This window comes from Paraburkholderia hiiakae (assembly GCF_904848665.1).
Taxonomy (GTDB): Bacteria; Pseudomonadota; Gammaproteobacteria; order Burkholderiales; family Burkholderiaceae; genus Paraburkholderia; species Paraburkholderia hiiakae.
Genome location: NZ_CAJHCQ010000011.1, coordinates 179,240 through 193,498 on the forward strand (window position 1 = coordinate 179,240; position 14,259 = coordinate 193,498).

At 64.2% G+C, this 14,259-nt stretch carries 12 protein-coding genes and 1 pseudogene; 6 read left to right on the plus strand and 7 right to left on the minus strand.

The window, feature by feature from the left end; translation table 11 throughout:
* Nucleotides 1–147: 147 nt before the first annotated feature.
* From JMY28_RS21550 to JMY28_RS21560, 3 genes are all read right to left on the minus strand, one after another.
* Nucleotides 148–1,026, minus strand: coding sequence for a LysR substrate-binding domain-containing protein (locus JMY28_RS21550; protein WP_201697935.1), 879 nt, complete (start codon nt 1,024–1,026; stop codon nt 148–150).
* Between the two features lie 75 nt (nt 1,027–1,101).
* Entirely contained in the window at nt 1,102–2,178 is a 1,077-nt protein-coding gene (locus tag JMY28_RS21555; RefSeq protein WP_201697936.1) for a hypothetical protein, read from the minus strand.
* Nucleotides 2,175–3,530, minus strand: a complete 1,356-nt coding sequence (locus tag JMY28_RS21560) for an MFS transporter (RefSeq protein ID WP_201697937.1) — start codon at nt 3,528–3,530, stop codon at nt 2,175–2,177. Before JMY28_RS21560 ends, JMY28_RS21555 begins: the two co-directional genes overlap by 4 nt.
* 115 nt (nt 3,531–3,645) lie before the next feature.
* Between JMY28_RS21560 and JMY28_RS21565 the strand changes: the two genes are divergently transcribed.
* Nucleotides 3,646–4,554 carry a LysR family transcriptional regulator gene (locus JMY28_RS21565; protein WP_201697938.1) on the plus strand — a complete coding sequence of 303 codons (909 nt, stop codon included), beginning with the start codon at nt 3,646–3,648 and terminating at the stop codon, nt 4,552–4,554.
* Nucleotides 4,555–4,664: 110 nt separating this feature from the next.
* Entirely contained in the window at nt 4,665–5,066 is a 402-nt protein-coding gene (locus tag JMY28_RS21570) for a hypothetical protein (protein ID WP_201697939.1), read from the plus strand.
* Nucleotides 5,067–5,216: 150 nt separating this feature from the next.
* Here JMY28_RS21570 and JMY28_RS21575 read toward each other — a convergent pair.
* Nucleotides 5,217–5,369 (minus strand): annotated as a pseudogene (locus tag JMY28_RS21575) (helix-turn-helix domain-containing protein); the annotation flags it as partial.
* A 146-nt stretch (nt 5,370–5,515) separates the two neighbouring features.
* Between JMY28_RS21575 and JMY28_RS21580 the strand changes: the two are divergent.
* Together JMY28_RS21580 and JMY28_RS21585 are read left to right on the plus strand one after the other, a co-directional pair.
* Nucleotides 5,516–6,529: a zinc-dependent alcohol dehydrogenase family protein gene (locus tag JMY28_RS21580; protein ID WP_201697941.1), complete on the plus strand. Its 1,014-nt coding sequence runs from the start codon at nt 5,516–5,518 to the stop codon at nt 6,527–6,529.
* 221 nt (nt 6,530–6,750) lie between these two features.
* Nucleotides 6,751–7,062 (plus strand): high-potential iron-sulfur protein, encoded by a 312-nt coding sequence (locus JMY28_RS21585; protein ID WP_201697942.1) that lies wholly within the window; start codon nt 6,751–6,753, stop codon nt 7,060–7,062.
* A 310-nt stretch (nt 7,063–7,372) separates the two neighbouring features.
* Here the strand turns inward: JMY28_RS21585 and JMY28_RS21590 are convergent, their stop codons facing one another.
* Together JMY28_RS21590 and JMY28_RS21595 are read right to left on the minus strand one after the other, a co-directional pair.
* Entirely contained in the window at nt 7,373–9,565 is a 2,193-nt protein-coding gene (locus JMY28_RS21590) for a glycoside hydrolase family 28 protein (RefSeq protein WP_201697943.1), read from the minus strand.
* Nucleotides 9,566–10,171: 606 nt separating this feature from the next.
* Entirely contained in the window at nt 10,172–10,987 is an 816-nt protein-coding gene (locus JMY28_RS21595; protein WP_201697944.1) for a carboxypeptidase-like regulatory domain-containing protein, read from the minus strand.
* Nucleotides 10,988–11,747: 760 nt separating this feature from the next.
* Between JMY28_RS21595 and JMY28_RS21600 the strand changes: the two genes are divergently transcribed.
* On the plus strand, nt 11,748–12,926 hold the full coding sequence (locus JMY28_RS21600) for a porin (protein WP_201697945.1): 1,179 nt from the start codon (nt 11,748–11,750) through the stop codon (nt 12,924–12,926).
* A gap of 123 nt (nt 12,927–13,049) precedes the next feature.
* Here JMY28_RS21600 and JMY28_RS21605 read toward each other — a convergent pair whose 3' ends face one another.
* On the minus strand, nt 13,050–13,361 hold the full coding sequence (locus tag JMY28_RS21605) for a DUF4148 domain-containing protein (RefSeq protein WP_201697946.1): 312 nt from the start codon (nt 13,359–13,361) through the stop codon (nt 13,050–13,052).
* 277 nt (nt 13,362–13,638) lie between these two features.
* On the opposite strand from JMY28_RS21605, the gene JMY28_RS21610 reads away from it, so the two are divergent.
* Nucleotides 13,639–14,259: an outer membrane lipoprotein gene (locus JMY28_RS21610; protein WP_201697947.1), complete on the plus strand. Its 621-nt coding sequence runs from the start codon at nt 13,639–13,641 to the stop codon at nt 14,257–14,259.

Genomic DNA, 14,259 nt, shown 5'->3' on the forward strand with positions numbered 1-14,259 from the left:
GCGGCCGCGTGGCTTGAAAGGTGCAAGGCCGCGCAATGAGCGCGCCTCGCACGGAGCGGCCCATTACGCCGAAAGAGCGGCCCGCATGCAATCGATTAATTCTCATGCCCGCCATGCACGGCGCTCATGGGGGCGCGACGGACGGCATTACGGCGTCGCGCGGTCTTGCCCGATCCACTCGCTGAACAACTGCACCTTCTTCTGCTGGGCCACGCACTCGGGGTACACGAAATAGTAGCGCGAGCCCGTGGGCACGGCGAGGTCGAAGGGCATGACGAGGCGCCGTGTCTCGACATCCTCGCGCACGAGCGTGCGGTCGGTAATGGCGACGCCAAAGCCCTGCATCGCGGCAGTCGCCGCGAGATCGAGCGATTCGAACGTAGGGCCGAGATCGGCATCGACCTTTTTCGCGCCTGCGCGCGCGAGCCACAGGCGCCAGTCGGCATGGTCGCGCGTGGGGTGCAGCAGGGTCTGGTGCGCGAGGTCGTCGGCCTTGACGAGCGGGCGGCGCGAGAGCAGTTCGGGCGTGCAGACGGGCGTGAGGTATTCGTCGAAGAGCGGCACCGCGTGCACGTCGGCGCCGGGCGACGAACCGTAGATGATCGCCGCGTCGAACGGCTCCGCCTGGAAGTCGACTTCGTGCCCCCACGTGGTCGTGATCTGGATCTGCAGGTCGGGGTGCTCGTTCTGGAAGCGCATGATGCGCGGCAGCATCCACCGCATCACGCAGGTCGGCACCTTGAGCGCAAGTTCGGTGCGCTGGCGCGTGAGCCGTTGCGAGGCTTCCTCGATGCGCCCGAAGCCGTCGCGCACGGCGGGCAACAGCTGTTCGCCTTCGGCGGTGAGCGTGAGACCCTTGGACGAGCGGCGAAAGAGCGGCAGGCCGTAATACTGCTCGAGCGTGAGGATTTGCCGGCTCACCGCGCCTTGAGTGAGGCAAAGATGCTCGGCCGCGCGCGTAAAGCTGCCGTAGCGGGCGACCGTTTCGAAGATTTGCAGGGCGTTGAGCGGGGGAAGGCGTCTCATGGCGGTCGTTGGGCGGCCGGGCGGGCGCACGCATCCGGCGGGAATCGAGCCGCTATGATACGACGGCCGCCCGCTTCAATCGTCCGCGCCGCCTGCGCTCGGCGCCCGGTCTGCCGCGCGTTTCGCATCGATCGTTGCGTGCGCACCGAACAGGGCGTGAATGCCGGACTCGGAAAGGAACATGGCCTCGGCGTTGTGGCCCGCATCCGGCACCTCGAACCACGCGTGGCGCAACTGCGGATGCCTGGCACGCAGGTAGGCGTAGTAGGCGCGGGCGCGCGCAAGACGGTGTGGCCCCTGCGCGCTGGCCGCGCACGAACGGTCGAGCGCCGCATGCGCGGGGTCGCAATCGAGTTCGCCTGCCAGATAGACCACCTCTCGCCCGACATAGCGGTGTTCGAGCGTAGCGGCATCCGGCGTTGCTGCCGCGTAGCGCGGGAGCTTGCGCATGCCGTACTTCCAGTCGTCTACGTCGGGGCATGCGGTGTGATCCGCGGGGCCGAAGGCGCCATCCGGTTGTGGGCGCAACGAATCGAAATACACCCAGGAAGAGGGATTCGCGATCACGAAGCGCAGGCTCACGCCGAGTTGCGCGCATTGCTCGGGCGCGGCGCTCAATATCGCATAGCGATGCGCGACCTGAGCCCCGCCTGAATGTCCCGCGATCACGATCTCGCGTAGCGCCGGATACCGCGAGCGATCGGCAAGCTGCGCGACGAGGGCATCGAGGGCGTCGAACGAACTCAAGGGTGCGGGGCCGCGCGCGTCGGCTCCGCCCATCCACGCGGTCCATTCCCAGTGCAGGAAGTCCGCATGCGCGCGGTGGTGCTCGACATCGGCGCTTGCCAGGAACTGCGGCACGATGACGAGCGTGGCGTCGTCGTGCGCAGAGGAAGCGGTGCGGGCGCGCAGTGTCGAGCGCAAGTAGGCGTCGGCGTCGCGCAGGCGGCCATGTAGCACGACAAGTGCACGCGTGGCTCGCTCGCTCGCCGCGCAGCCGCCGACGAACATCGGCACGTTGCCGCTGCCTTGCGCCGTGACGACAGGCAAGCGGACATCGCCGATAGCGCGCACCGGGTACTCGTTGCGCGGGCGTTTGTCGCCCGCGCTGCTCACATCACTCACGTCGCTCACGATGGGCTGCACGTTCATTGCGACTCCGATTCCGCCGGCCACGCATTGGGCTCGCGCAGCAGGCGCCGGCCCGACACGCTCGCAAAGACCAGCACGAGCGACACGATGCCCGTGACGATGAGATACCACGCCGGCACGATGCGCGAGCCGGTCACCCCAATGAGCGTCGAGACCGTGAGGGGCGCCATGCCGCCGAACAAGGTGACGGCGACGTTGTACGAGAGCGCGACGCCCGTGGAGCGCGTGGACGTGGGGAAAAGCTGCGTCAGCATGCCGGGGTGCGCGCCGGACATCAGGCTCAGCACGACGGTCGCGACCATTTGCGCGGCGAATACGCGCTCGGGCGTGGGCGCGGCGAGCACCCACGCAAAGAGCGGCCAGGCGGCGCAGATCCAGACGAGCGTCACCGGCAGGAAGAGCCGGTAGGCGCCAAAGCGGTCGGCGAGCTTGCCTGCGAGCGGATAGCCGATGATGCCGATCAGCCCCGATGCCGCCGTGCCGAGCAACGCGCTCTTGAGCGGCAGATGCAACTGGCGCTCGACATAGAGCGGCATATACGAATGCCAGAGGTAGTTGGTCGCCGCGCCCACGGCGATCACGCCTACGGCGCACAGCGCCGCGTCGCCGCGCTCGCGCAGGAACGCGCGCAAGGACTGGCGCGGCGCGTGGCCGAGGCGCGCGCGCAGCTGCACGAACTCCGGCGATTCGGCGACCTTGTGGCGGATATAGAAGCCCACCGGGCCGACCAGCGCGCCGAGCAGGAAGGGCACGCGCCAGCCCCATTCGACGAGCGCGGCGGGCGTGAGATGCGTGGTCAGCAGAAAACTGCACGCGGAGGAAAGCAGCAGCGCCACGGCCTGGGACGTCATCTGAAAGCTGCCGTAGAACATCTTGCGGCCGGGCGGCGCGTACTCGGTGAGCATCGAGGCGGCGGTGGCGAACTCGCCGCCCACCGAGAGCCCTTGCAGGATGCGCGCGAGCAGCACGATGAGCGGCGCGGCAATGCCGATTGACGCATAGCCGGGCGTGATGCCCATGAGCAGGGTGCTCGCCGCCATCAGCACGATCAGCGCCGAGAGGGTCCGGCGCCGCCCGTAACGGTCGGCGAACGCGCCGATCACCACACCGCCGAGCGGCCGCACGACGAAGCCGATCGCGAAGGTGGCGAGCGTGAGCGTGATCGACAGAAAGCTGCTGTGCACGGGGAAAAACACCTGCGCGATGGTCTTCGCGAAGTAGCCGTAGATGAGGAAATCGAACCACTCGAGCCCGTTGCCGATGACGGAGGCGAGCACGGCGCGGCGGACCTGCGAGGTGGTGAGGGCGGGCGCGTCGAGCGTGGCCTGCCCCGCTTCGAGAATGGATTGCATAGGTCTCCGGATGTCGTCGTTGGTGTTTTCCTCACAGACTAGGGAGTTGCGCGGCAAATGTAAAATACATATCGGATGGGGTTGCCATATCCAATACCTATATCGGAGCGTCCCTATGGAGCTACGTCACCTGCGTTACTTCCTCGTGGTTTGCGAGGAGCGCCAGTTCACGCGCGCGGCCGCGCGCCTGCACATGCAGCAGCCCCCGCTTTCGCAGCAGATCCAGGAGCTCGAGCAGGAACTGGGCTTCGCGCTTTTCACGCGCCAGCCGCGCGGCGTGGAGCTGACCGCGCCGGGCGAGGCGTTCGCTGCTTGCGCGCGCAACCTTCTGCGCACGCTGGAGCAGGGCATCACGCATGCGCGGCGGGTGGCGCTCGGGCAGGCGGGCAAACTGCATGTGGCGCTCACGAGTTCGGCCGCGTTTCATCCGCTCGCGCCCGCCGTGATCCGCGCGTATCGCGACGCGCATCCCGACATCGCCATCGAGCTTAGCGAGATCAATGCAGCCGAGATCATCGAGATGATGATGAACGGACACGTCGATGTCGCGATCCTGCGTAAGCCGATTGAGACGCCCGCCGAGTTGCGCTTCGAGCGCATCGCTCAGGAGCACATGCTGCTCGTGCTGCCGGTGGGGCACCGGCTGGCGGGTACGCGTGCGGTGTCGCTCAAGCGCCTGGCGGGCGAGCCGTTCATTTTCGTGCGGCGGCCAGGCGCCCCCGGCATGTACGCCGATTTCGTGCGCGCCTGCGAAGCCCAGGGCGTGCAGTTGCGCGTGGTCGACGAGGTGCCGCGCATGGTCACGGCGATCAATCTCGTGGCCGCGGGCGGCGGCGTGACGCTCGTGCCGGCTTCCATGCGGCGCTATCAGCAGGAGAGCGTGCGCTACTGCCGCGTGGCCGGGGACGAGGCGTTTCGCGCACCGCTTCATCTCGTGACCAAGCCCGCCGTGCGCAATCCGGCGGTGGAGCGCTTCCGCGAAACCGTGCTTGCGTTTGTGGAGCGTTCGCGCGAAGGCGGCTGAGCCCCTCAAATATTTTCGTCCGGCCCCTTTCGGATTGCTTCGACCTGCCGTTAACCCGTATGCCTCGCTACGGGCGCGAGGCGCAATCACAAGAGCAAGACGAATAGACAGTGGCAACGAGAATCATCGAAGGAGCGGCAGTGCGGGCCGCCACCGGGCGCGAGACGCCCATCGCAGGCCGCCCGGCGGCGGTGCGCGTGCTCAGCAAGCTACGCAGCCACAAGTCCAGGCTGGCGCTGCTGGCCGTCGCGGCGGGCTGCGTCATTGCGTTCGCGTCCTGGCTGGACGGACAACTGCGGCCCGCGCTCGAGACGCGTGAGCGCAACGAGCAGGCCGCCGAGGATCTGCGCGAGCGCTTCGCGCCCTGCTTGCCCAATGCCGGGCGCAGCGCGAACTCGTGGTGCGGCGCTGTGAGGATTCCGCCGCCGCCTCCGCGACCTGTTACCCCGCTTCCGCTGATCGCGGGTGCGCCCGCGGCGTTCTGCACGGCCAACGGCAGCCCGTCCTGCTGATCGCCGTCATGCGCGTTGCCGGGTAGCGTCGATACCGGTAGCCGCGCTCGTCTTTTTCGTGCTCCGTATTGCCAACTGATTGTTAGCAATGTTTGCACAGCGATTCGAACTTGCTAGCATTCATTCGAGGAGCCACGCAATGGCAAATCTCACGATGCCACGTTGCGAGCGCACGAACGGCGGATCGCCGAAACTCTCACGCAGACGCGTCAGCATCGCGCTCACGGCCGGCTTCGTGAGCGACAAACGCTGCGCGGCGCGCGTGACGTTGCTTTCGTCGAGCAAGGCGTCGAGCGCCCGCATGATTACTCGTGTCCACTGCACCTAAACCGACAGCATCGAAAGGTAACGAACATGAACGAGATTTTCTGGCCCGAAGACTTTTTGCCCGGCACGGACTGGCTCGACGGCCTGGTCGACGCCGCGCGCAACGCCACGGGAGCACGGCCATGAAGGCCGCCGTGGTGCGTGCGCCGGGTGGCCTCGACCGGATCGAACTGCGCGATATCGCCGAGCCAGGCGCCCCCGGCACCGGCGAGATCCGCGTGGAACTTCATGGCACCTCGCTCAATTTCCACGATCTGCTGGTGGCCAACGGCGCCATTCCCACCGCGGACGCTCGTGTGCTGATGGCGGATGGCGCGGGCGTGGTGTCGGCCGTGGGCGCGGGCGTGACGGAGTTCAAGCGCGGCGACCACGTGGTGTCGTGCTTCTTTCCGCAATGGACGGACGGCTCGCCTTGGCAGGCCGTGGGCAACTTCGCCCAGACGCCCGGTGACGGCGTGGACGGCTTCGCGACCTTGCACGCCGTGCGGCCCGCGAGCGCCTTCACGCTCGCGCCGCGCGGCTGGAGCCACGCCGAGGCCGCCACGATCACGACGGCGGGGCTCACGGCATGGCGCGCGCTGGTGGCCGACGGCGGCCTCAAGGCGGGCGACACGGTGCTGACGCTCGGCACCGGCGGTGTATCGATCGCGGCGTTGCAGATCGCGCGGATGATGGGCGCTTCGGTCATCGTCACGTCGTCGTCGGACGAGAAACTGGCGCGTGCGAAAGCGCTGGGCGCCGACCAGGTGGTCAACTACCGGCAGCACGAAAAGTGGGGCGCGCTCGTGCGTGACATGACGGGCGGCAAGGGCGTGGATCACGTGATCGAAGTGGGCGGCCCGGGCACGCTCGCCCAGTCGATCGACGCGGTGCGCGTGGGCGGCCACATCGCGCTGATCGGGGTGTTGACCGGACGCGAAGGCACCGTGCCGACCTCCGTGCTCATGGCGAAACAGGCGCGTCTGCAGGGCTTGATCGTTGGCAGCCGGCGCCAGCAACAAGATTACGTCGCGGCGCTCGACCAGGCCGGCATTCGCCCCGTGCTCGACCGCACGTTCGCGCTAGACGAGCTTGCCGACGCGTTTCGTCATCAGCAGGCCGGGGCGCATTTCGGCAAGGTCTGCGCGGCGTGGTAAAGCCAATGCGGCGCCATGGTGGCGCCGCGTTCCTGGCCGTTGCGAAAATTGATTTGGATAGCGAACTAATAAAAACAGTAATCGAAGCGCAATGTTTCCGTTCTTTACAACGCATCACGAAGTGATATAAATAGATAGCACACGGAAAATTCGCGAACGAATCGGCCAGCCAATCGGCGAACAGCAAGAGCCGGGTACGTTCCATGCTCAGGAGCCCCACCATGCCGCTTTCCCGTCGTCGCTTCATGATCCTTGCCGCCTCCGTGGCTTCCACGGCGGCGCTTTCCAACGAATCGCGCGCCGACGCGCCGGTGCTCTCCGAGAGCGACCCGACCGCCATGGCGCTCGGCTATAAAGCCGACGCGAGCAAAGTCGACAAGACCAAATTTCCGCACTTCCAGGCGGGGCAGACCTGCGCGAACTGTCAGCTGTTTCAGGGCAAACCGGGCGCGCCGAATGGCCCGTGCGCGACCTATGGCGGCAAGATCGTCGACGCCAAAGGCTGGTGCAGCGCCTACGTGAAGAAGGCCTGACATATGCCCCGCGAGGGGCACGCTGCAAGCCGTTGATCAATGCGTTTCAGGAGGCGTCATGAAGGCGGTGTGCCCGCTGCACGGGCCAACGACCATCGTCGGTACGAACGCGTATGGGTTTCCGGTTTATGCGTGTTGCCGCGACGACATTCCCTTTGTCATGCCACCGGACGCCTGTACGCGCGAGCCGGTGCAATCCGGGGATGAACCGACTCGCCAACCCCGGCAACCCACGACCGACAAGGAGCAACGCTGATAACCCAGTCACCCCGCACACGAACGCGGTTGCCCGCGTCCGTGTGCGTCGGCATCAGGTTGCCGGCGCGCTCAGCGACGTGTTGTACGTGGTGCCCGCGATCACCACGTTGGTCAGGGTAATGCCGCTCACATTGCTCACGAAGACCGGACCCGGCGCGGCCGAGGCAGACGTCGAAGGCGTCGTCGGCACTGCGCCCGTGCACACCGGGTTGCCGAGGTTGCAGTTCGAGATCGTGACGCCGCTGATCGGACTTACAGTCGGCACGGGCAGCGGACCGTTGTAATCGACGGCCTCGGGGCCCTGCATGACGAGCGCCTGGAAGCACGAGTTCGACCCGGCCACGAAGCCCGAAGGCATCGAATACGACACCGAGCCCGACACGTTGGTCGCGTTCACGTTCGTGATGTTGATGTTGCTGATCACGGACGGACTAAAGCGGACGGCGTCGCCGGACGGACTGTAGTCGCAGTCGAACGTGATCAGGCCGCCCTGGCCCGTAGACGGGTTCGTCGCGAGACCGGTCGTTCCTGTACCTGTGATCTTGCTGATCGCGGCGCCGAGCGACCCGCCGCCGTACTTCCCGGCGAGGTTCACACCGTTGGACAGCGTCACGCCGTTGATCCAGACGTTGTTGATGAACCCGCCACGGTTCATGTTGCTCTTGAACCGCAGCGCGATGTTCAGCGGATTGCTCGCCCAGTTCTCGTTTTGCATCGTCAGGTTGCGAGCGTAGACGTTGCGCACGCCCGCGCTCATTTCGCTGCCGATCGTCAGACCGCCGTGCCCGCTTTGCATCGTGCAGTTCTGCACGACGATGTTCTGCATCGGACCGTACTCGGTGTCGAGGTACTTGCCGGACTTGATCGCGATGCAGTCGTCACCGGTGTTGAACTGAACGTTCTGCACCAGCACGTGGTTGCACGCGTCCGGATCGAAGCCGTCGTTGTTCGGTCCGACGCTGTCGGCAAACACGCCGTCGATCACTACGTTCGTGCAGTCGGTGGGATGGTGCTGCCAGAACGGCGTGTTCTGCGTGTGATAGTTCTGCAAAAACACGTTCGTGCAGCCGATGAACTCGATCATGCACGGACGCAGATAGTGACCGTTGCCGAAAATGCGGTTCTCGAACGGCACGCGCAACTCGGAGAGTGCGGGCAGATAGTTCTGATCCTGGTTCCAGCCCGTGCCCGTGAGCAGGCCCATCAGCGAAGTCGTCGCGCCGTACTGATTCGTGAAGGAGACGTTGGCCTGCGGGTTCTGGATTTGCGAGGCGGGGAGGCTGGTGAGCGGGACGTTGTTTGGATTTACATAAGCCTGCGAGGGCGTCGACGAGCCTGCGCAGCCGTACGTGTTGCTGCTTCCCTTGTAGGTCCACCAGCAGGAGGTTGGCGCCTGGGTGCTCAATTGCATTGGCGTCATTGCCTGACCGTTCAGCACGCAGGTGTTGTCGTCGGCGGTCACGGCAATGTTGGTCTGGCGGAATGCGTAAATCGGCGAGCCGAAATTCAGGCAGTCGTTCGCCTGCCAGCGCGTGTGATACAGATTGCCGTTCGCTGTTTTGTACGGGCCATTCTTCGCGTAGTCCGCCGGGTTCGGGCTGAAATAGATCGTGCAGCCCGATTCCAGATGGAGGTTCACATGGCTGAGCAGCACGATCGGACCGCCGCAATACCAGTTGCCGGCTGGCACCACCACGCGGCCGCCACCGGCGCGACTGGCGTCCATGATCGCGGTGTTGAACGCGGTGCATGAGTCGTATTGCGTGCCCGTGTAGTCACACGGAACCATCACGCCCGAGCCCGGGCTTTGCAGGTCGCTGGTCGGATGCGCGGTCTGTTCCGTGCCGCCCGTCACCCATGGAATCTTGCCGCTCGGCCAGGCAGTCGACGTAATCAGCGCGGAGGCAGGGAGCGTGCGCGCACCGTAACTCGTTACGTGAAATTCGGCGCGGGAGAAGAGCGAATGATCGACGTGGGCGAGCCTTCTGATGATGGCCGTGGCCTGTCCGTCCGGGCCCCAGATCGGGTCGCCGGCGGGGTGGCCGGGCGGCGGCGGAAGGTGCCCGCCGAACGTGGCAGGCGTGGGAAACATGGAGTCAGCTGCTGCCGCGCCGCGGCTGGCCGCGAGGAGGCTTGCGCCTGCGGACGCGCCGGCAAAGGCCATGAACGCGCGCCGTTTGGGCGAGGCGGGCGCGTTCGCGCGGCCTTCGGAGAGTTGGGGATCGTCTTGGTCATGCGTTGCCATTTTGTTCGTTCTCCTATGTTGTCTCGCTGGATTGTTTCGCTGACGGGGTGACTGGACTTCGGCGGCCATTGGGCCGCGTGGCGACGCTAATGCGAACGGGAGAGGCACGGTTACAGCGAAGAGATCGAACAGGAGCGGCTGGCCGATCACCATGGATATTGTTGTCAGACGACATCCAAATCGTCAATCAGATTTATCTAGGTGATGTACCTGGTGCTTCCAGTTGCCGCGCATATCTACAGCTAGCTTACGGGCGTAGGGAATTTGTCTGACGAGCGAGGTGAGGTTCTCTGATGTGAGCGGCTCTGTCTGGTATGAAGTCGTGTCGGGTGTTTGTAATGGAATTCATGTCGACGTTGAGGTTCACGATGCAAAAGCACAGGCAAAAATTGTTTGCGGTCTTTTGACGTCCGAACGACGGAACAGCGTTAGCTGATGACGAAGCCCGTCTTCGATTGTTCGATTCGCGTGTCTGTCGAGGTGTGAACGGCGGCGTGGCTGGTGTGAATGACAAATTGCTATCGTTCGGACTCCTCATGTCGAAATGACAGATCCCGGGTTCAGTGGTCATCCGCGCCTTCGCGGTAGCCGCGACGCCTGGAGAACTCAGTTGGACGAAGCCGCGCGCGACGTCGGCCATGTCAGTCTGAATCGGACGTTGCCGCGCGTGGGAACATAGAGTGCGCGAGCACGCTCCACGCCGTCGAATGTGGCAACGACGCGGTAATGGCCCGGGGGCAGCCGCGCAAACAGGTAGGGGCCGGCCGATGTACCCGCGAAGACGACCTTCCCGTCGGACCCGAATATCTGCACCGCGACACCCGACAGGTACTCGCCTGATGCGGCAGTGAATGTTGCCCGCATGCTATAGCCGGGCGCGAGCCTGCGAAGCGCACTGGCTTCATCCTCGCCCACGCCGCCCGTGACATAGGGGATACCGCGGTCGTTTCCGACCGGTATGTCGCTGCCTGGCATCTCCTGAGCAGGCGTCCTGATGGGCGGCGCCACAGTGGGGGGCGTCTTGTGGTCGGGTGCCTGCCGGGCAGGCGCGACGGCCTGTGCGTGGAGTCTGCTGATACCTGATTCGCAATCCAGTCCGGGTAGGGTGCCATTGGGGCCACCGAACCCGTTCAGCGGACGTCCTTCCAGCAACCAGCGCGGGAGGGAAAGATCTTGTGCTTTTGCACGGGGAATGAGCGTATTGCGTATGCGCTCCACGACCACGCGACGCTCTTCGAGCGTCGACGCACGGTGCATCTCTGCGCAGAACTCAATGCGTTCGTCGTCGCTCAGTAAGAGGGAGGAAATCGATTCGGGGGGCACCTCCGACTGCCTCGCGTGCCTGGCAAAGACTGCCGTCGATGCAGTACACACAGCCACAACCAGGACGGTTCTCGACAGGCCGGAAAATGTCGTGAGCATGATGAACCTCCGGGCCAATCTCGGGAGTGCGGCGCCGGGTTTGTCCCGGAGGCGTCTGCGAGAGCACTCGACTTACTTCAGACGTTTCAGACGGGCAATGGCGATTGACTTGTCTTTTACGTGGTGAGATGCAACAGGCGTAAATACCACCGCAGTGTAGCAAGTCGAACGGACACGAGCCGGCCGGTTGGTCCACCGAGTACGCGAGCGGCAGTATGAGGCTGGGCTCGATGGCGGCATCATTCTCGATGGCACCCCCGCGCATGAATGGATTCGGTGGCTCGCCGTCCGTTCCTCGTCGCGTGGTATCGGGATCGGTCAGTGTCTGGTCGAAGACGCGATTGACCGATTGGGAGACTCGGCTCGCATTTCGGTAGACACTTTCCGCGAAGAGAATATCGAGCGGCGTGCGGCATTCGAGCGCGTAGTCGAAAGTATTGTTTCGCTTAATTCATTTTTTATACTAAGGCTCTACTGTCGCAGCAATAAAAAGCCATCTCCATTCTCTTGCCGCCGCGGTATTGGCATTGCCTCGTGCTCAAAGCGACGCGGCGCATCAAGGCCCACGTGACAGGTCGTTATCCGGCACAGAAAGTTATCAGACGATTTGCGCATACCTGTCCCGGAGCAGCAAATAAACAACACTCCGTAACGAATAGTTGTGCCTCAGCGAAATGACACGCTACGCTCCCGTTCACGGCCTTATTGTTCGAGCGTGGAAAAACTTTCCCAGTTCATCACCAATTACTGAGGATTGCTAATGAAAAGAATACTTATTTCCAGCGCGGCTGGCGCGCTTTTCGCTGCCGCCGCGTCGTCGGCATTCGCACAAAGCTCGGTCACGCTGTACGGCATCGTCGACGAAGCCATCCGGTATCAGACGAATGCTGGGCCGGGCGGCAACGACCAGGTCGCCATGACGTCCGGCCCGGAAACCCACAGCCGCTGGGGCATGAGGGGCAGTGAGGATCTGGGCGACGGCTGGTCCGCGATCTTCCGCCTCGAAAACGGCTTCGAAGCCTTCAATGGGCAACTACACGTCCCTAACACACTGTTCAGTCGGCAAGCTTTCGTGGGGCTGTCGAACAAAACGTGGGGCTCGCTGACCTTTGGCAGGCAATATGCGCCCGCCTACGACACCTTGGGCGATATCTTCGACCCGCTGACCGTTGGCAACTATTGGCAAAACAGCTGGATGTATAACGGCATCGGCCCGTACCTCGAAGTCAATAATTCGATCAAGTACAAGGGCAGTTTCGAAGGTTTGGATATCAATGCCCTTTACGGTCTTGGCAACCAGCCGGGCGCGCTCGGTCTCGGCGCCACCTATGCCGTGGAACTGACTTACACGTACGGCCCTGCCATGCTCAACGCAGGCTTCCAGCAGGTCTCCGTTCCGACATCTGCGACTGGCTCTTCGGTTGGCACCAGTGTCGGCAGTTCGATCAATGGCGGCAAGAGCAACTTCCTGCATATCAGCGGCGCGTTTCAGGTCACCCACGACATCCGCCTCCTGGCCGGCTGGCTGCGGGGGCAGGACCAGACTGGTTTGACCGACATCTACATGCAGCAATCCGGCGCGCCCACACTGAAGGGTCCCGGCAGCCCCAACCGTATCGACGACACCTATTACATCGGTGCGAACTGGCACGCCATGCCTGCGCTACTGTTCACGTTCGCCTACTACTACGGGCAGACGCGCAATGCTGAACTGCTCGACGGCACGCTCGGCAAGGGGGTGAACCAGTCGGCTACGGTTCTCGCCGAATACTCGTTCACGAAGCGCACGGAAGTCTACGGGATCACTGACTTCGCGCGCGGCACCGGCGCCTTCTCCGCCGACTACCCGGGCGGGGTCAACGGCGAGGGCGTTCCGACGAACACGATTGGCCGGACCAATCAGGTGGGCGTGGCAGTCGGACTTCGCACGATGTTCTAAAGACGCGTTCATACGTTGCGACACGGACCCCGCGCCGGGTGCTCGGGCCAGCTTGGCGGCGTCGGTCCGTTGTCGAGCGCCTTGTTCAATCAATTCGAGAAGCCGCAGTGGCTCCAGCGCTTCTCATCCGGGTTGAAACTGCTGGCACTCCGTGTCGAACCAAGAGTTGACCAGGCGCTGCGCAGCCTCTAGATCCTCGGGATAGTAGGGGTCGTTCCATGGCGACGGGTTGTAGCCCGCTTTCCTCAGAGCTGTGAGTTCGCTGGCGTGTTGTGCCATCGTAGGAGGCGCGTTGCGTCTAAGCGAGGCCAGGTCACGGCACTCCGTTGGGCTCAGATGGGGTCCGCTTTGTGGCACGCCGCCGCCGGCGGTACATCCACTCAGCAGAAGCACCAACGCAATCAGCGTCGGGCGGATTTTGGGAAGGCTTTGCATAGCGCACCTCCACGTGTCTGATGGTCCAGTGCATCGCGAGCATGCCGCAGATGGCCGTAGGGCATCAATGCCCAGTCCGGCTCCAGGCCGACGAGAGATGGAAGAATTGCGCACTGTGTTTGGGCAGCACGCGCACCGCCATTCACCCAGCAACGGACTTTACACGTTGTTACCGGCGCGCCGCGCACGTCCGCGCGGGCTTTCCGTATACTGCCGCCCTTGTCGCCCCCCTCTTTACGCGTGCCGTGCCCGGCGCGGCAGCAATGCGAACCACACTGTGATGCCCATGTTCTCTACCAGGTCCGTCCTCACCGCCGCGCTTGTCGCTGCAGCAAGTCTCTCGTTGTCAGCATGCGTCGCCCCGGGTTACACGCCGTACGGCGCACAGCAAGGCTACTCGGCCCAGTACTCAGCGCCAGCGTATAGCCAGCCCGCCTATGCGCAAGCGGGCACCGTGCAGCAACCCGCCTACGCGCCGCCGCCCGCGCCGCAACAGCCGTATGACACGCAAAGCAACGGCCAGTACGGTTCGCAGTACAACTCGCAATACGGCAACCAATATGGCACGCAGTACGGCACGATCTCAAGAATCCAGCCATTGAGTAGTGCCACGGGTGCGTCGGGCATCGCCGGAACCGTGGTCGGTGCATTGGTTGGCGGTGTTCTCGGGAATCAGATCGGAGGTGGTCACGGTCGCGACGCCGCGACCGTCATTGGCGCGCTCGGCGGAGCTTATGCAGGCAACCAGATCGGGCAACAGATGGGTCAGCCCGCAGGATTCCAGATCGACGTGCAGCTGAGCGATGGCTCAACCCGCGCGTTCAACGTGCCGACGCCCGGCGTACTGCGCCCGGGCGACCGCGTGCAGGTCAACGGCAGCCAGCTTGCGCGCTACTGA